The following is a 17,680-nucleotide window of genomic DNA, read 5'->3' as shown; positions in this document are numbered from 1 at the left end:
CCCCGGAACGAAGGCTGTGCGTTGTCCCACGTACTGGAACCGGTCGTCGAGTACCTGGTGTGCCCGATGCCGACCGAACCTTGCAGGCCGGCGAGTTTGCTCTCATCGAATACGGTCGCGACGAGTCCCATGTTCTTGTACGCCGTCAGTTGTTCCCCGTTGCCCACCGCAATACCGGCGCTTTCCTGTCCGCGATGCTGCAGTGCAAACAACCCGAAGTAGATGAGGCCGGCAACGTGGGATCCCGGTGCGAACGCACCAAACACTCCACAGGCCTCTCCGGGCCGATCGAATGGGCTACCCATGGGCCGCCCCCGTCATTCTGCCCGCGATGGCTCCCGCCCAGGCGTCCCTCAGCCGATCGAGAGATACGTACGATCCGTCGTCGAACTGCAGGCGATCCGAGGCCGAGGTGACTCCCCACACCTCGAAGGGACACCCGACATCTTCGGCAATCCGCGCCACATCCTGGACATATCGCTCCGGCACGAGGCACACGAAACGATGCGGGTCCTCACCAAACGACTCGGCGTGGGACGGCGTGCCGACAGCGGCCCCGATCCCGGCGGGAATGAGCAGCTCTGCGAGCGTGACGAGAGTGCCACCCCGCGCCACGTCATGGAGGATCGCCCCGTCAACCGTATGGGCAATCTGGATCGCCGTCTCGATCGATCGCCGGCCGGCTTCCACGTTGGGCAAGATCGGACGGCCGCCATGTGTGCCGAGGACGATCTTTTGAAACGCCGCCCCTGCGACGTTCTCACTCTGGGGCGGGCCAAACACGAAGATCGACATTCCCGGCTCGACGCCCGTCGTGCACACCCGGGGCATCGGATCGGCCAGTCCGAGCATGCCGACGATCGGCGTAGGGAAGATGTCGACCCCGTCGGTCTCGTTGTAGAACGACACGTTGCCGCCGACGATCGGCGTGTCCAGCGCCTCACAGGCCTCCGAAAGACCGGCAAGCGTCTCGGTGAACTGCCACATCACCGCCGGGTTCTCAGGGTTGCCGAAGTTGAGATTGTCGACGATCGCCATCGGTCGGGCGCCAAGCACGGCCACGTTGAGCGCTGCCTCCCAGACCAGTCGAGCAGCGCCGCGCCTAGGGTCGAGATGGCAGGTCAGGCCGTTGCCGTCGGTCGAGACTGCAAGACCCTTCGAAGTTCCCCGAACGCGGATGAGTGAACCGTCGAGTCCGGGCCCGACGACCGTATTGAGGAAAAGCATGTGATCGAACTGCTCGTAGATCCACGACGGGTCTCCGAGAGAAGGATGACCCATCATCTCGATGAGACAGGCTTCGAGCGCCACGTCGGACACCTGATCTTCATGTGCCCACAGATCGTTCATCCAGTCCGGTCTCGCGACCGGACGGTCGAGCAAGGGTGCGTCATCGGACAGGCTGGAAGCGGGAATGTCGGCCACGGTGCGCCCGTGGTGGAAGACGCGCAGTCGGTCGCCGGCCCGCACCGACCCGACCACGGCCGCGTCGATCTCCCACCGTTGGGCGACGGCAAGCACCTCGTCGACATTGTCCGGCGATACAAAGGCCATCATGCGTTCCTGCGATTCGGACATGAGCAGCTCGGGGGCGGTCATCCCGAGTTCACGAAGATGGACGGCGTCGAGATCGAGGTCCATGCCCGCCTCCGCCCTGGCGGCAGGCTCGCTCGCAGCACAGCTGAGCCCTGCGGCGCCAAGATCCTGCACCCCGACGACAAGACCACGCGCATACAACTCGAGGCAGGCCTCGATGAGTTTCTTCTCTTCGTAGGGGTCACCGACCTGCACGGAGGGCCGTTTCGCCGCCGCCTGCTCGTCGAAACCGGTGGATGCGAGCACCGACGCTCCCCCAATCCCGTCTCGACCGGTCGCCGCACCGAGCAGAACCGCAATCGATCCTGGAGGACCTGCGGTCCCAAGCACGAGCTGGTCTGAGCGCAGGATGCCGAGACACATCACGTTGACCAGTGGGTTTCCCCGGTAGCTGTCGTCGAACTCGACTTCTCCGCCCAATGTGGGCACCCCGACGGCATTGCCGTACCCGGCAATGCCTGCAACCACACCACCGAGCAGATACCGGGCGTGCGGGTCGTCCAGTTCGCCGAACCGAATCTGGTTCCACAGCCCCACGGGCCGGGCACCCATCGTAAAGATGTCGCGCAGGATCCCCCCCACGCCGGTGGCCGCCCCTTGATACGGCTCGACGAACGACGGATGGTTGTGGCTCTCGATCCGCAGAGCCGCCAGCCAACCGTCGCCGATGTCGACCACTCCCGCGTTCTCACCGGGTCCGACCACCACCCAGGGCGCCTCGGTCGGTAGGTCTTTCAGATGCATTCGCGAGGACTTGTACGAGCAGTGTTCGGACCACATCACCGAATACATGGCCAGTTCGGGATCGTTCGGCGACCGCCCGAGGATCCCATTGACCCGATCGAACTCCTCATCGGTCATGCCAAGACGGCGATGTAGATCAGTCACGGACCGCCTCCCCGAAACTCAGGAATGACTCGATGAGCACTCGGCCGTCCGTGGAAGTCATGAAGTCTTCGACCGCCCGCTCAGGGTGCGGCATGAGTCCGGCGACGTTGCCTGCGGCATTGGTGATTCCTGCGATGGAATCGAACGAACCGTTGGGGTTGGACGCCTCACCGATCGTCCCGTCCGAATCGCAGTAACGCAGGATGGTCTTGGGTTCCTCTTCACCACGAACGTAGTCACCTTCATAGGAGTTCAGCGGAATGCGCAGCACCTGCCCGGGCCTGGCTGCTCTGGTGAGCACCGAGTCTGTCGTCTCGACTCGCACGTGAACGGGACGGCAGATGAATCGCAGGTCCCGGTTGGCGATCAGCGCCCCAGGGAGCAGTCCCGCCTCACAGAGCACCTGGAAACCGTTGCAGATCCCAAGGACGGGCACGCCGGAGTCGGCGGCGTCTCCTACTGCGTCCATCACCGGCGAGAACCGTGCAATCGCACCGGCGCGCAGATAGTCGCCATGGGCGAAACCGCCCGGTAGCACGACACCATCCAAACCGTCCAGGGTCGTCTCTCGGTGCCACACGAACTCGGTCTGCGCGCCGAGGAGTCCGAACGCGTGAGCGACATCGTGCTCACAATTCGTACCGGGGAATACGACGATGCCGACGTTCAAGCCACGATCTCGATGTCGAAGTCTTCCATGACCGGGTTGACGAGGAACCGATCGCACATTTCGCGCGCTTGCGAGATGGCCTCGTCTCGATCCAGGCCCTGCAGGTCCAGTTCGATCGTCCGGTTGACGCGAACGGCCTGCACATCGGCGAATCCGAGATCGCCGAGGGCGCGACGAATGGTGCTGCCCTCGGGGTCGGCGATGTTCTCACGCCTCCGGATCGTCACGATGGCCTTCATCGCAGATACTCGTCGAATGATGTCCCGGTGAGCCGCTCGAACGCCTCGACGTAACGAGCCCGGGTTGCAGCCTTGACGTCATCCGGCATCGCAGGGGCGGGTGGAGTGTGGTCCCAGCCCGTCGAGTCGAGCCAATCGCGCACGTACTGTTTGTCATACGAAGGCATCACGGCTCCGACCTCGTACTGGTCTGCCGGCCAGTAGCGGGACGAGTCGGGAGTCAAGACTTCGTCGATGAGCAGCAGCTCGTCCCCGACGAAGCCGAACTCGAACTTCGTGTCTGCGAGCAGCACACCCTTCTCGACCGCCGTGGACGCGGCACGCCGGTACAGGTCGATGGCGACATTGCGAAGGCGTTCGTAGACCTCGTCGCCGACCAGCGCCCTCGCACCCGCAACGGTGAGGTTCTCGTCGTGTCCGCTCTCGGCCTTCGTCGCTGGCGTGAACAGCGGCTCCGGTAGCTGCTGAGCCATCTGCAGGCCGGCGGGAAGATGCTCGGTGGTCGGCCCTCCCCCTGCCCGATACTCGCGCCATGAACTCCCGTACAGGTAACCGCGCACGACGCACTCCATCGGGATCACGTCGGCGCGGCGCACGATCATTGCCCTGCCGGTGAGTGCCTCCACTTCGTCATCCGACAGACCGATTCCGCTCAGGTCCGTGGTCAGGAAGTGGTTGGGCGTCTCGAGGAAGTCGAACCAGTACAGAGACAGGCCCGTAAGCACCCGCCCCTTGTCGGGAATCATGTCGGGAAGCACGACGTCGTAAGCGGAGATGCGATCGGTGGCGACGAAGAGCAATCGCTCTTCGTCGACTTCATAGATCTCGCGAACTTTGCCGGAGGCCACGTGTTTGAGCGCCAGCACGGGGCGATTGTAGAAGAACGAATCCGTGACCGCTGCTATTGGACGTGAATCTCCTTGAAAGACCCCGAAGCCAGGGTTTCACGGTACGACGCGAGACGTTTCGCGAGTGCTGGATCGTCGAGCGAAAGGATGGAAACCGCGAGGAGCGCGCCGTTGGCTGCGCCATCGATGCCCACCGTCGCCACCGGCACTCCGGTCGGCATCTGTACGGTCGCCAACAACGCGTCGAGCCCGTCGAGAGAGGCGCTCAGCGGTACACCGACGACCGGGAGTGTCGTTCGCGCGGCCACCACCCCGGCGAGATGCGCGGCCTTGCCGGCCCCGGCGATGATCACCCCGACGCCGTTGGCTCGTGCCTGGCCGGCATGTGCCAGCACCCGATCGAGGCTCTTGTGCGCGGACATCACCAGCATGTCATACGGCACACCGAAGCGTTCAAGGACTTCGGCGGCCTTCTCCATCACCGGTAGATCCTTCTCGGACCCCATGAGCACGGAAACACTTCTCATCCAGCAATGTCCTTTCGATACTGGTGACCGTTGAAGCCGATCGTCGCGACCCGATCGTACGCTCTGGCTCGGGCCGACGCCACGTCTGGTCCGAGTCCGATCACGCTCAGTACCCGGCCTCCGGCAGTGACGAGCCTGCCGTCGTCTTCGCGCGTCCCGGCATGAAAGACGAGCGTGTTGTCCTGTTCAGAATCGAGACCGGTGATCCGGTCGCCGCCGACAGGAGCCTCGGGATACCCGGCGGCCGCCAGAACGACGTTGACGGCAGCCAGATCGTTCCAACGCGGAGCAACGTTGCCGGTGGTGCCGTCGATGCACGCGCCGATGAGCTCGAGCAGGTCGCTGTCGAGGGTCGGCAGGATGGCCTGAGTCTCCGGATCTCCCAACCGGCAGTTGAATTCGAGCACCTTCGGTCCGTCGGGAGTCAGGACGATCCCCGCGTAGATGAATCCGACATACCGGATACCGTCCTCCGACAGGGTCCCGAGGACCGGCTTGATGATGCTGTCGACAATGCTCTGCACCCAAGCGTCATCGAATCCTTCGACAGGAGTGAAAGAGCCCATTCCCCCGGTATTCGGACCGGCGTCACCGTCTCGGAGGCGCTTGTAGTCGCGGGCGGGACGTAACCCGATCACGCCGGTGCCGTCGGTGAGCCCGAACACGCTGATCTCTTCGCCCGGCAGGTACTCCTCGATCACGACGGTCGAGCCGGCATCGCCAAAACGCCCATCGAAACAGGCCCGGACCCAGTGCCGGGCTTCGGCGATGTCTTCGGTCACCAGGACACCCTTGCCGGCCGCCAGACCATCGGCCTTTACGACGAACGGTCCGTCTATTCGTTCGAGATGCGCCAACGCGCCCCGGTCCTCGGAGAAGGTCACGGAGGAACCCGTCGGTACGCCGGCCTTGGCCATGATCTCTTTCGCGAACGACTTCGAAGTCTCCAGTCGGGCGGCAGCACGATCTGGACCGAACACCGCAACGCCGGCCGCTCTGAGAGCGTCGGCGACCCCTGCGGCCAGTGGTGCTTCCGGCCCGACGACGACGAGGTCGATCTTTGCCGATCGGGCAAACGCCGTCACTCCCGCCGGATCAGAAGGGTCGACGCCGGTTTTCACATCCCCGAGTCGAGCGAGACCTGGGTTTCCGGGAAGCGAGATCAGCCGCCGCAGATGAGAACTCTGGGACAGTTTCCAACCGATGGCGTGTTCACGGCCGCCTTTGCCGAGGAGGAGCACATTCATCGGGTGAGGAGCATACCGGCTCGCGGAGCTCACTTCTCGGCGACCAGCATCCAGCCGGTACTCAGGACCCGCGGGCCCACTCGGTGCCACCCGACCAGAACTCCTTCTTCCAGATCGGAGCCCGGATCTTCAGCTCGTCGATGATGTACCGGGCAGCCTCGAACGCCTGGGAGCGATGGGCCGAAGAGACGGCAACCGCCACCGACACCTCCCCGAGATTGACGACGCCTGTGCGGTGATCGACGGCGACCCCGAGCACGTCCCAATGGTCCCCGGCCTCCTCGACGATCGTCATGATCACACCCTCGACCCGTTCGGCGTACGCTTCGTATTCGAGATGTGTGACACCCGTCCTCCCCTCGGAGTGGTCTCGAACGGTGCCAATGAACAGGACCGAAGCGCCTGCCGACGGCGAAGCGACGAAGGCCATCAACTCGCCACAGTCGATCGGGTCGAGCCGGACCCGCACTCGTACGTGTTTTCCAGTCATACAATCAGGCTCCCATGAGTGATCGTACCGCCCCGCGAGACGGAGATCCGAGAGTTGCTCCGCCCCTGCCGCCCCTGCCGCCCGAGCAGCCGGGCCGGGCCCCTGTCGCGCGCCGCCGCAACGTCCTTCCCGCGGCGCTCGTCGGCGGCGTCCTCGGAGCGATCCTCACCGTGGCGGCCCTCTTCGCGACCGATGTTCTCCCGCCTCAGGAGACATCGACGATATCGACCTCGACAACACTCCCTTCGGTCTCCCCGGCGCAGGCATCCTTGCCTTCGATGGCCATCGCAGCCATTGCCGACAAGGCGATTCCTTCGATCGTCACAGTCGAGGTCGGCAAGGGCAACGGCCGTACCGCTCTCGCCTCGGCGAGCGGTTCAGGGGTCGTGTACACGGCCGACGGATTCATCCTCACGAACAACCACGTGCTCAAAGACGCCGGCTTCGTGAGGGCGGTGCTCTCCGATGGTCGCATCTACCAAGCCACCGTGGTTGGCACAGACCCGGTGACCGACCTGGCGGTGATCTCGATCGATGCACCCGATCTCACTCCACTGCAACTCGCGAACCCGTCCAGCTATCACATCGGTGATCTCGCAATTGCCATCGGCAACCCGCTCGGCCTCCACGGAGGGCCATCGGTGACTTCCGGCATCATCTCGGCCATCGACCGCAGGCTGCAGGTCACCGCGGACGAGACACTCTTCGGCCTCCTCCAGACAGATGCTCCGATCACCCGCGGATCCAGCGGCGGTGCTCTTCTCGATGCAAACGGAAGGCTCGTCGGTATCACGACCGCCATCGGCCTCAGTGATGTGGGCGCGGAAGGTCTCGGCTTCGCGGTGCCGGTCGGCATCGTGCAAGGTGTCGCAAACGATCTCATTCGCGACGGTGTCGTACACCACGCGTTCATCGGTGTGCAGGTGGAACCGGCATTCAAAGACATCGGGAGAGCCCAGGTCCCTGAAGGCGCCCGAATCGTCGCGTTCGAAGGAACCACCGGCATCCAGGACACCGGAACCCAAGTCGGAGACATCATCACCGCCATCGACGGCACCAGTGTCATCGGTGTCGCAGACCTCATCGCTCTGCTCCGCACACGCCGGGCGGGGCAGACGGTCACGCTCTCGCTGTTGCACGACGGGATTCCGATCGAAGTCGACGCGGTACTCGGTCAACGGCCATGAACGAGGACCTCTTCTCACAGCTGTTCGACCTGTTCAACCAGCCGGGACCGGTGAACTGGAAGCTGGCGGCCGAACTCACCGGCCATCTCGCGGGCGGCAGGGAACCGATCGAGCCGTGGATGGCGGAGGAGTACCAGGATCTGAGCCGTCTCGCCCAACTACAGATCGCCGAAGAGACTCCTCTGGACCCGGGAGCGTTCTCCAACGTGATCCCGGCGGATCGGCGCGGCTGGGCGGATTCGCATCTGATGAGTTTTCGGTATCTGATCGAGCGGATCGCGCCGAAGTTCGCAGAGGGGCCCATGCCCGGCGCTCTCGCCATGCTCGGTCCGGCACTGTTGGGTCTGCAGATGGGCATCATGATCGGTTTTCTCAGCCATCGGACGCTCGGTCATTTCGACATCGGCCTCCCGAGTGTGGAGGCGACGGACATCTCGCTCATCGTTCCGAACGTGGAGGCGTTTGCCACCGAGAACGGTCTCGACCGCCGGCAGGTGCGGCTGTGGGTTGCCCTGCGCGAGCTCGTTCACGCCACTCTCTTCTCGAGACCGTGGGTACGGCCTCACTTCCTCGAACTCGTCGAGCGGTATCTCGACGGCCTCGAACTCGACCCCGAGGCACTTGCAGGGCGCCTCCAGGGCTTCCAGGACCCCGAGCAGTTCGAACAGCTCGTCGGCGAGTCCGGCGGGTTCTCGGGCCTGCTCACCACCCCGGAGCAGCAACCCGACCTCGAGGCACTCCAGGCGTTCGTGGCAATCATCGATGGCTACGCGGAGTACCTGGTGGACAGGGCAGCGGCGCGGCTGCTGCCGGACCTCGCCCGGATGCGGGAGGCGCTCAACCGCCGCCGATCCGAGCCCGCCCAGGGAGAGCAGGTCCTCACCGCGCTGCTTGGTCTCGAGTTGCGACCGAACGAGAAGATCGGCACGGCGAGCTTCTGCGACGAAGTCGCCCGCCGCTGGGGTGAAGACGCACTTGCGACGCTTTGGGAACAGCCGGCGAACTTGCCGAGTTTGGCCGAGCTCACCGATCCGGTCGGATGGGCGGCCCGAGTCCTGCTCCCCGCCGAAGAACTCTGAACCCAGGGCTCGTAGGTACCCCAGGGGTACCCCTGAGCCCAGGGTTCACAGGTATGGGGTAGCGTTCGCAAGAAGGGAGATCACCATGCCGGCAACCATCGGACAGCCTGCCCCATCATTCACCCTCAAGGATCAGGACAACAACGAGGTCACCCTGGAGTCACTGCGGGGTCGCAAGACGCTCGTCGTGTTCATCCCCTTCCCGTTCACGGGGAACTGCGAAGCCGAACTGTGCGCCATCCGGGACCATCTCACCGACTTCAACGAGGTCGACGCCAACGTCGTGGCCATCACCTGCGACACCCGTCATGTCCACAAGCACTGGGCCGAGGAGCAAGGCTACGGTTTCCCCATCCTGTCGGACTTCTGGCCGCACGGTGCCGTCGCAACCGAATATGGATGCTTCGATGAGAACCTCGGGTGCGCCACTCGCACCACCTACGTTCTCGATGCCGACGGCGTCGTTCGAGAGATCATCGCCTCCGGCAGCCTTGGTGTCACTCGGGACGTCACCGACTATGAGATCGCCCTGGAGCACCTGTAGACGACGAGACACCGGACAGCCCGCACCATCCGCTCCTCCAAGACCTTCTTAGGAGTCTTCGTCGGAGTCGCCCTCGGGTTCCTCCGAGGCACCCTCATCGAGGCCCCGGCGGAATTCCTTGGCGGAGGCGCCCAGCGAACGAGCGAGGTCCGGCAGTTTGCGGGCTCCGAAGAGGAGCAATAGGACAACGAGGATGATGATCAACTCACCGCCGCCGAGTCTTCCTCCGAACATGTCTTCACCTTCCGTGTCAGGATCTGATCCTACTGGATCTGGGACGCGACCTCGCCTGCGACTCGCCAAGACTGCCGGTCCAGCTGAAGAACGACCTCGTCGACCCCGCGTAGTCGCCGGACCAACTCACCCGACGTCACCGAGAACAGAGCGGCGGTAACCCTTCTGCCTCGGGCATCGACCAGCACGGCTCGTCGCAGCAGCGCAGGGTCCTTTCCGACGTCACGACACGCTTGATCGACCGTTCCCGCCCGGGCCTCGTACGCCTCGACGCCAGTCGCCAACCACCCGTCGACCCTGCCCGCCAAGTCGGCCACCCGCGTCCAGATCGGGACCTGTTCTTGCACCGGTGCCGGTAGCACCGGAGCGTCCACGACCCGGAAGCGAGCACCGTCGTAGCCGACGAGATCACCACCGAGCATGGCTCGCATGAGCGCGGCATCACCGGCAGTCTCGACCAGGATCCGGCTCCTTCCCCCGCAGAGCGCGTCGAGGGACGCGACGGACTTGGCGGTCACAGGGGTCGGAGCGGCAAGAGCGACGACGAGTTCGGCACCGGTGGTCGCCATCGCGGTAGCAGACGCCAGGACGATCGGGTCCCAGTCGGCCCCGTCCAGCCCGAACCAGAGACTTCCGAAACCGGCCTTCTCGAGCCCGGCCACCTCCTCCGGGAACACCGGATCGGGAACCCCGGAGATCGCGACGCCGAAGCGCATGGTCAATCCAGAGAGAACGAATCGATGAATTTCTGGAGCCGTTCCCGGGTCACGAATCGCACCCTCGGTTCTCGCTGCTCCTGGTTGTGGATGCTGAAGGGAGCGAACTTGGCACTGACGAGCAAGCCCCGGTCGGCGCGGGCATCCAGGAAGCCGACCATGAACGAGCGGATCGTTCCTTCGTCAAGTTCGGGGTAGTCGCCGGGCCGGTACACGTCCTCGCGTACGTACGTCGTCGTCCCCGCCTTCGTGGCCGTGTACACGGACGGATCCGCACCGGGAGAAATGGAGTATCCGAACAGGCGCAGTATGCCCCGGACCATGTCGGCGGCGGTCATCGAACCCGGATCGATGCCTTGGGCGCGAAGGCCGATCTCGAGAGCCTTCGGGATCCGCAACTCCTCACCGATCGGCTTGAGCGTCTCGCTTGCCGTGACCGTTACGAGTTCCGGAGGTGTGCCGGCCGGCTCCTCCTCGAACTGTCGGTCGAACGCATCGAAGCCGATGCTCGCGAAATGCAGCCGCGGCGTCACCGACAGCGGCGGCAGCAACCCAGGCTCGGCGAGTGACAGCTCTTCGATTCTGCGCGGCTCTTCTCCGCGTCCTGCGAACACGACGACCTTGGTGACCTCGTCGATGGGTAGCGAATGCTGCTTGTCGTGGACGACCTCCACGGCTTCGGACAGAAGGAGCTCGACAAGGACCGGGTCCGGTTCACCTGGAGGCAGGGGGACATCAAACGTGACTTGGGCTTCGTCTCCGCGCACATGGAACGCCATGACCCTGGGACGAGGCTGTTCGAGATCGAGTTCGGGTGCAAGAGAATCGCCCACCTTGAGCTGTTCCTTGAGGGCCTTCGTCCTGCGACTCAGCACCGTGCCCACGATCGCGAGCAAGATCGCCACGACCAGGAGCAGCACACCAACGAACCCAAGGTCTTCCACCGCATCTCCTCACCTCTGAATGGCATCCATGCTACCGCCGCGAAGCGCTCCGTTTAGGAGACTCTGCGTATCTTCGCCGCGCGTTCCTTGCGGATGCGCCGCCGCTCGCGTTCGGAGAGGCCGCCCCAGATGCCGAACTTCTCGCTCTGCTGGATAGCGAACTCGAGGCAATCGATACGAACCTCACAGGCACTGCAGATGGCCTTGGCCTTTCGGGTCGACGCGCCGCGCTCGGGAAAGAAGAGGTTCGCGTCACCCCCTCTGCAGTTCGAGTAGTCCTGCCAGGACAGATCCTCGACGGCGAGCGCCTCGATGAGACTCCTGTACAAGACCGCCCTCCAAGCGCCAAACGTGTAATTACATACATGTAATCAAACCCCGCGCGCGCTGTCAACCCCGAATCGACCGGCCGCCGCGAAGTGCCGGGATTCCTGACGGTTCCACCCCGCCATAGATACCCCTTCGAATCGAGGGGCAAGGCCTCGCGGTGCTAGCCTCGCCGCGACCACTATTCCACTGTGCTGAGGAGGTTCGTAGTGACGACCACCCAACAAGGCACGGGCAGGAGAACGCCCAGACAGTACCGGACGTTCTTCGGCGAGTTCTACGGCTCGGATGTCGGAAAGAAGTGGGTCATGGCGGTTACGGGCATCCTCTTTCTGACGTATGTCCTCGCCCACATGATCGGGAACCTGAAGATCTTCCTCGGCACTGCTGCCGATGGTGTCTACCACCTCGACGAGTACGCCGAGTGGCTGCGCTCGATCCTTCAGCCGTTCCTTCCCCACAATGTCTTCCTCTGGCTATTCCGCATCGTGATCGCAGCGGCGCTCGTGCTCCATTTCCATGCGGCCTATTCACTGACCAAAACGAACTGGAGGGCGAGAGGATGGGGAGCGAAGCCTGTCCGCTACCGCACTCCGAGGGAGTACCTGGTGGCCGACTACGCGTCGAGGACGATGCGCTGGTCGGGCGTGATCATCCTGATGTTCATCGTCTGGCACCTGATGGACCTGACGTGGGGCAACGTGAACCCCGAGTTCGTAAGTGGCGCGGTGTACGACAACGTCGTGGCCAGCTTCTCCCGTTGGCCGGTTGCGACGTTCTACATCGTCGCCAACATCCTGTTGGGCTTTCACATCTACCACGGCGCATGGAGCCTCTTCCAGAGTCTCGGGTGGAACAACCCACGGTTCAACCCATGGCGGCGGTGGTTTGCCACGGCGTTCGCCTCGGTAATCGTGATCGGCAACGTCAGCATCCCGCTCGCGGTGCTGACCCATGTGGTCGCGTGAGCGAAGGGACATCATGATCAAGCTCGATGCAAAGATCCCGGAGGGACCGATCGAGGAGAAGTGGACCAAGTATCGCTTCGACACGAAACTGGTCAACCCGGCGAACAAACGTAAGTACAAGATCATCATCGTGGGCGCAGGATTGGCAGGCTCTTCGGCGGCGGCAGCACTGGGCGAGTTGGGCTATGAGGTCGAGGTCTTCACCTACCACGACACACCTCGACGAGCCCACAGCATCGCCGCCCAGGGCGGCATCAACGCCACCAAGAATTATACGAACGACGGTGACTCGGTTGTTCGATTGTTCTACGACACGGTCAAGGGCGGCGACTACCGCTCCCGCGAGGCCAACGTGCACCGCCTGGCCGAAGTGTCCAACGAGATCATCGACCAGTGCACTGCGCAAGGAGTCCCATTCGCCCGTGAGTACGGCGGCACGCTGGCGAACCGGTCGTTCGGCGGCGCGCTCGTGTCGCGAACGTTCTATGCCCGGGGCCAGACGGGCCAGCAGTTGCTGCTCGCCTCCTACCAGGCGATGGCCAATCAGATCCATGCAGGCAAAGTCACCCTGCGCACCCGGATGGAGATGCTCGATCTGGTCATCCACGACGGCAGGGCGGTCGGCATCGTCACCCGAAACCTGCTCACCGGCAAGATCGAGAGCCACTCCGCACATGTGGTCGTGCTCGCCACCGGCGGGTACGGCAACGTGTACTACCTGTCGACCAACGCCATGGCCTGCAACGCCACGGCCATCTGGCGGGCGCATCGGAGAGGGGCGGCGTTCGCCAATCCCTGCTTCGTACAGATCCATCCGACGTGCATCCCCCAGAGCGAGGAGTTCCAGTCGAAGCTGACGCTCATGTCGGAGTCGCTGCGCAACGACGGCCGCATCTGGGTACCCAAGGATCCGAACGAGACCCGTCCCCCCAACGAGATCCCCGAGGAAGACAGGGACTACTACCTGGAGCGACGGTATCCGTCGTTCGGCAACCTCGTGCCCCGCGACGTCGCTTCGCGTAACGCGAAGATCATGATCGATCAAGGACGGGGAGTCGGTCCGCGCAAGAACGGCGTCTACCTGGACCTCACCGACGCGATCAAGCGGCTGGGCAAGAAGACCATCGAGGAACGCTACGGCAACCTATTCGAGATGTACGAACGCATCACGGACGAGAACCCGTACGAGGTGCCGATGCGGATCTACCCCGCGACGCACTACACGATGGGCGGCCTCTGGGTCGACTACGAGTTGATGAGCACCATCCCGGGACTGTTCGTGCTCGGGGAAGCGAACTTCTCCGATCACGGTGCCAACCGTCTCGGAGCGAGTGCGCTGATGCAGGGCCTGGCCGACGGTTACTTCGTCCTGCCCTACACGATCGGTAACTATCTGGCACCTCTGCTGGGGACCGAACCGATGGACACCGGCAGCGAAGCGTTCGACCGGACCGAGCAAGAAGTTCGTGATCGTCTCGATCATCTGCTCTCGGTCAACGGATCCCACACCGCCACATGGTTCAACAAGGAACTCGGCAAGATCCTCATCGACCACGTCGGCATGGTCCGCAGCGAGGAGGGACTCACCCAGGCATTGGAGATGATCCGGACGCTCCGCGAAGAGTTCCATGCCGACCTGAAGGTGCTCGGCACGAACGAGAGCTTCAACCAGGCGCTCGCCAACGCCGGAAGGGTGTGGGACTTCTTCGAGTTGGCGGAGTTGATGACCCTCGACGCTCTCGACAGGCGAGAGTCGTGTGGCGGCCACTTTCGCACCGAGAGTCAGACCGAGGAGGGGGAAGCACTTCGCAACGACGAGGAGTACTCCTACGTCGCCGCCTGGGAGTTTGCGGGCATCGGCCACGAGATCGAGGAGGTTCTTCACAAGGAGCCCCTCCAGTTCGAATACGTCGCGCTGTCACAAAGGAGCTACAAGTAATGGACGTCACACTCAAAGTCTGGCGCCAGGACGGACCCGAAGCTCCCGGCACGTTCGAAACGATCCCCGTACAAGATATCAGCGAGCACATGTCCTTCTTGGAGATGCTCGACATCGTCAACGAGCAGCTCACCACCAAGGGTGAAGACCCGATCTCGTTCGACAGCGACTGTCGTGAAGGCATCTGCGGGATGTGCGGCATGGTGATCAACGGCCATCCGCACGGACCGCAGGATGGAACGGCAACCTGCCAGCTCCACATGCGCAAGTTCAACAATGGTGACACCATCGTCGTTGAGCCCTGGCGCGCGAAAGCGTTCCCGATCGTCAAGGATCTCGTGGTGGACCGCAGCCCGCTCGATCGGATCATCGAGGCAGGTGGATACATCACGATTCGGACTGGGAGCGCTCCGGACGCCAACCTGATCCCCGTGCCGAAGCCGGCGTCGGACGCCGCGATGGATGCGGCGTCCTGTATCGGATGCGGCGCCTGTGTGGCTGCGTGTCCGAATGGTGCAGCACAGCTGTTCACCGCCGCCAAGGTGGCACATCTCAACCTGCTGCCGCAGGGTCAACCGGAGCGTTGGACCAGGGTCGAAGCGATGGTCAACGAGATGGAGCTGTACTTCGGCTCGTGCGCCAACCACGGTGAGTGCGAAGCGGCGTGCCCGAAGAATGTCTCGATCGATTTCATCGCTTTGATGAACTTGGACTTCATCAAGGCGAAACTCAAGAACCGTAGGCGGACAGCACAGACCGTCCAATAGAGCGCTACTCGATCGTGTGGAGGGGGCCTACGGGCCCCCTCTCCCGTTCCGAGACGGCTCACATGATCTGGACTCGCGCCGCGTCATCGGGAAATGGCGCCGGAGGCCCACACAACCCCCCTTGTCGGCACCCACTTACAGTGATACTCTGGCCACCTGGCGCGGTTTCGCGCAGGACTGGGAGGCCGGGACACGCCCTCGCGGGCAGAGAAGAAAAGGGGTGAGGTCGTTATCAGCCAGCTGGTCCCCCTCGACTTTCTCATCTGTACGATGGCGTCGTCCGCGCGGGCCGTTGCCCGGCGAGAGGCAGGGACACCATGAGGTTTCATAACAACCGGGGTAACACCACCCTCTGGTTTGTGGCACTGATCAAGATCATCCCCGTTGCAGTTCTCATTGGGTGGTGTAGATTTCATGGTTGGGCCAGTGGTGTGTTGAGACCGCCACGCTGGGAGACAGTCCTGGGAGGACATGCGTGAGATCGCTTCGCGGGCGAAACCGTCACCAAGACGGAGCGACTCTCGTCGAGTTCGCCTTGGTGATGCCGCTCATCATGCTCCTCTTCGTCGGAATCATGGAGTTCGGCATGTCTTTCTATGACTTCCTCACCGTCGAACAGGCCGCACGCGAAGGAGTCCGCACGGGAGCATTCGTGGGGACGGCACCAGATGCCGACTGCCAGATCGTCACGAGTATCGTCAACTTCCTCCCCAACGGATTCCTCGACCGGATCGATCACATCGAGATCTATGAGGCGACGTCCGACGGTGACCAGATCGCGTCGCTCACCAACACATGGCAGTACAAGAACGGCGACCCACTCGACTGTGCGTTGAACTGGATCGTCGTCGAACAGTGGCCGTCGACCACCCGACAGACCGCTGCCGGTTCGCAACCGCTCGACATCATCGGCATTCGTATCCAGATGACGCACAACTGGATCACCGGTTTCCCACCCTTCACCGGAAGCTACCTCATCGATGAGAGCACCATCCTGCGTATGGAACCGGAGATGTTCGGATGAGGTCACGTCTGCGGAAACTCGTACGACCCGGGGCATCCGAGAACGGAGCCGTCCTCGTGTGGGCGGCCGGCTCCCTTGTCGTGCTCCTCGCATTCGCAGCGCTCTCCGTCGACCTCACGTGGCTGTATCTCAATACGTCCAGACTTCAGAACGCCGCCGACGCAGCCGCACTCGCAGGCGTGGTGAATCTGCCTGGTTTCATGGATAAGGCCCAGGAAGACGCGGATGCCGCGGCGGCCGCAAACGGGTACCCAGGTGGAGGCGTCGAACTCGTCCCTCTCGCCGACAACAGCCTCCAGGTGGTGCTGACCACCAGCGTGCCCACCTATCTTCTCCGCATCATCGGGTTCGACCAATTCACGATCGCGAGAAGGTCTACCGCCCAATACATCAAACCCGTGCCGATAGGCAGCCCCGACAACTGCTTCGGCGAGGCACCGGTCAGTCCCCCAGGCACCGCCTGCACCGGCGGCGACCCGAACTTCTGGGCGGCGATCTCCGGTCGTCGCACCAACAAGTTCAACGGGGACGCATTCGCGACGGAGTTCTGGGACGACCCGTGGTCCGGAAGCCACTTCGACAACACCCAATACCGGCCGGCCGGCTACTACTACGGCATCGAAGTAGCGCCCGGTTCCTCCGACCTCACGGTCCACATCTACGACGCCGGGTTCTACAACCGACGGAGCTTGAGCGATGAGACCGGTGATCGTGAACAAGATGACGGTGGAGGCACCGACACCCACTTCAAAATGTACGCGCCGGATACCACACCGCTCGACCCGACCGACAACCCTCCCATCACCGGCTGCCAGTTCGACATCCCCAGCGGCTACTACGCCTCCACCTACAAGAATCGCTGGGCAGAGCTCTGTAATGTCAGCAGCTCGTTGACACCAGGGATCTATGTCCTCCGTGTCTGGACCGACGGAACCATCGGCGGCACGAACCAGTACTCGGTCCACGCCTCAGTCGCCTCAGGGTCCACCCCGCACGTCTACGGCATCAACGATATCTCGATCTTCACCAATCAACCCAGCACCACCAGCATTCTGAACCTGGCAAAAGTCGAGCAGATCCATGCAGGGAAGAGACTCGAGCTGCACTTCTACGACCCGGGTGAGGACAACGGCGACGCCTACATGACCGTCAAGATGCCCGATGGCACGACGGCCCAGTGTTCGTGGTACTCCGAAGACGAATACGGCAATACCACGACTCCACCGGGCGAAGGCGGTTTCGGAGCCTGCCGGATTCAGACATCCGACGGAAGCCCAATATTCAACGGCCAGTGGGTCACGGCGAACGTCGAGATTCCATCGAGCTACACGTGCACATCCAACTGCTGGTGGTACATGGAGATCGAGCTCAACCAGCCGCACGACAGAACGACCTGGATGGCCCAGATCATCGGCAACCCGGTTCGACTGATCGCCAACCCTTGAT

Annotated in this window: 20 protein-coding genes; 8 read left to right on the top strand and 12 right to left on the bottom strand. The window is 63.2% G+C overall.

All coding sequences use genetic code 11. The annotated features are described in order from the left end of the window. The 8 genes from GWP04_05980 to GWP04_05945 all read right to left on the bottom strand — a co-directional run. Positions 1-305 (bottom strand): amidophosphoribosyltransferase (locus tag GWP04_05980; protein NIA25101.1); only part of this gene is annotated, 305 nt, incomplete at its 3' end. Beyond that, positions 298-2,484, bottom strand: a complete 2,187-nt coding sequence (purL, locus tag GWP04_05975; protein ID NIA25100.1) for a phosphoribosylformylglycinamidine synthase subunit PurL — start codon at positions 2,482-2,484, stop codon at positions 298-300. The genes GWP04_05980 and purL, both read right to left, overlap by 8 nt. Then, positions 2,477-3,154 carry a phosphoribosylformylglycinamidine synthase subunit PurQ gene (purQ, locus tag GWP04_05970; protein NIA25099.1) on the bottom strand — a complete coding sequence of 226 codons (678 nt, stop codon included), beginning with the start codon at positions 3,152-3,154 and terminating at the stop codon, positions 2,477-2,479. The genes purL and purQ overlap by 8 nt, the downstream gene beginning before the upstream one ends. Then, a complete protein-coding gene (gene purS / locus GWP04_05965; protein ID NIA25098.1) occupies positions 3,151-3,393 on the bottom strand; it encodes a phosphoribosylformylglycinamidine synthase subunit PurS in 243 nt (80 codons plus the stop codon). The genes purQ and purS overlap by 4 nt, the downstream gene beginning before the upstream one ends. Next, entirely contained in the window at positions 3,390-4,259 is an 870-nt protein-coding gene (locus tag GWP04_05960) for a phosphoribosylaminoimidazolesuccinocarboxamide synthase (protein ID NIA25097.1), read from the bottom strand. The genes purS and GWP04_05960 overlap by 4 nt, the downstream gene beginning before the upstream one ends. A gap of 35 nt (positions 4,260-4,294) precedes the next feature. Next, positions 4,295-4,768 carry a 5-(carboxyamino)imidazole ribonucleotide mutase gene (purE, locus tag GWP04_05955; GenBank protein NIA25096.1) on the bottom strand — a complete coding sequence of 158 codons (474 nt, stop codon included), beginning with the start codon at positions 4,766-4,768 and terminating at the stop codon, positions 4,295-4,297. Further along, positions 4,765-6,015, bottom strand: a complete 1,251-nt coding sequence (gene purD / locus GWP04_05950; protein ID NIA25095.1) for a phosphoribosylamine--glycine ligase — start codon at positions 6,013-6,015, stop codon at positions 4,765-4,767. The genes purE and purD overlap by 4 nt, the downstream gene beginning before the upstream one ends. A gap of 61 nt (positions 6,016-6,076) precedes the next feature. After that, complete coding sequence (locus GWP04_05945) at positions 6,077-6,505, bottom strand: molybdenum cofactor biosynthesis protein MoaE (protein NIA25094.1); 429 nt, start codon at positions 6,503-6,505, stop codon at positions 6,077-6,079. Positions 6,506-6,519: 14 nt separating this feature from the next. Here GWP04_05945 and GWP04_05940 point away from each other — a divergent pair, with 14 nt between their 5' ends. The 3 genes from GWP04_05940 to GWP04_05930 all read left to right on the top strand — a co-directional run bounded on the left by GWP04_05940 (position 6,520) and on the right by GWP04_05930 (position 9,315). Further along, positions 6,520-7,692 carry a PDZ domain-containing protein gene (locus tag GWP04_05940; GenBank protein ID NIA25093.1) on the top strand — a complete coding sequence of 391 codons (1,173 nt, stop codon included), beginning with the start codon at positions 6,520-6,522 and terminating at the stop codon, positions 7,690-7,692. After that, on the top strand, positions 7,689-8,771 hold the full coding sequence (locus GWP04_05935) for a hypothetical protein (protein NIA25092.1): 1,083 nt from the start codon (positions 7,689-7,691) through the stop codon (positions 8,769-8,771). The genes GWP04_05940 and GWP04_05935 overlap by 4 nt, the downstream gene beginning before the upstream one ends. A gap of 85 nt (positions 8,772-8,856) precedes the next feature. Continuing rightward, entirely contained in the window at positions 8,857-9,315 is a 459-nt protein-coding gene (locus GWP04_05930; protein NIA25091.1) for a redoxin domain-containing protein, read from the top strand. 48 nt (positions 9,316-9,363) lie between these two features. Here GWP04_05930 and tatA read toward each other — a convergent pair whose 3' ends face one another. Genes tatA through GWP04_05910 form a run of 4 tightly spaced genes read right to left on the bottom strand, consistent with a single transcriptional unit; the run spans position 9,364 to position 11,538 of the window. Then, positions 9,364-9,549: a twin-arginine translocase TatA/TatE family subunit gene (gene tatA, locus GWP04_05925; GenBank protein NIA25090.1), complete on the bottom strand. Its 186-nt coding sequence runs from the start codon at positions 9,547-9,549 to the stop codon at positions 9,364-9,366. Between the two features lie 29 nt (positions 9,550-9,578). Continuing rightward, positions 9,579-10,265 carry an LLM class flavin-dependent oxidoreductase gene (locus tag GWP04_05920; GenBank protein NIA25089.1) on the bottom strand — a complete coding sequence of 229 codons (687 nt, stop codon included), beginning with the start codon at positions 10,263-10,265 and terminating at the stop codon, positions 9,579-9,581. 2 nt (positions 10,266-10,267) lie between these two features. Further along, positions 10,268-11,209 carry a hypothetical protein gene (locus tag GWP04_05915; protein NIA25088.1) on the bottom strand — a complete coding sequence of 314 codons (942 nt, stop codon included), beginning with the start codon at positions 11,207-11,209 and terminating at the stop codon, positions 10,268-10,270. A gap of 53 nt (positions 11,210-11,262) precedes the next feature. Next, entirely contained in the window at positions 11,263-11,538 is a 276-nt protein-coding gene (locus tag GWP04_05910) for a WhiB family transcriptional regulator (GenBank protein NIA25087.1), read from the bottom strand. A 207-nt stretch (positions 11,539-11,745) separates the two neighbouring features. On the opposite strand from GWP04_05910, the gene GWP04_05905 reads away from it, so the two are divergent. The 5 genes from GWP04_05905 (at position 11,746) to GWP04_05885 (ending at position 17,679) form a co-directional block, all read left to right on the top strand. Beyond that, on the top strand, positions 11,746-12,504 hold the full coding sequence (locus GWP04_05905) for a succinate dehydrogenase (protein NIA25086.1): 759 nt from the start codon (positions 11,746-11,748) through the stop codon (positions 12,502-12,504). Beyond that, positions 12,491-14,443, top strand: a complete 1,953-nt coding sequence (gene sdhA, locus GWP04_05900) for a succinate dehydrogenase (quinone) flavoprotein subunit (GenBank protein ID NIA25085.1) — start codon at positions 12,491-12,493, stop codon at positions 14,441-14,443. Before GWP04_05905 ends, sdhA begins: the two co-directional genes overlap by 14 nt. Next, complete coding sequence (locus GWP04_05895; GenBank protein ID NIA25084.1) at positions 14,443-15,210, top strand: succinate dehydrogenase/fumarate reductase iron-sulfur subunit; 768 nt, start codon at positions 14,443-14,445, stop codon at positions 15,208-15,210. The genes sdhA and GWP04_05895 overlap by 1 nt, the downstream gene beginning before the upstream one ends. A gap of 475 nt (positions 15,211-15,685) precedes the next feature. Then, positions 15,686-16,234, top strand: coding sequence for a hypothetical protein (locus GWP04_05890; protein ID NIA25083.1), 549 nt, complete (start codon positions 15,686-15,688; stop codon positions 16,232-16,234). Beyond that, a complete protein-coding gene (locus GWP04_05885) occupies positions 16,231-17,679 on the top strand; it encodes a hypothetical protein (protein NIA25082.1) in 1,449 nt (482 codons plus the stop codon). Before GWP04_05890 ends, GWP04_05885 begins: the two co-directional genes overlap by 4 nt. Position 17,680 lies beyond the last annotated feature (1 nt).

The sequence above is a fragment of the Gammaproteobacteria bacterium genome, assembly GCA_011682695.1.
Classification (GTDB): Bacteria; Actinomycetota; Acidimicrobiia; order Spongiisociales; family UBA4744; genus BMS3Bbin01.
The sequence above is the reverse complement of the archived record's forward strand: the minus strand, read 5'-3'. Positions and strand labels throughout refer to the sequence as shown.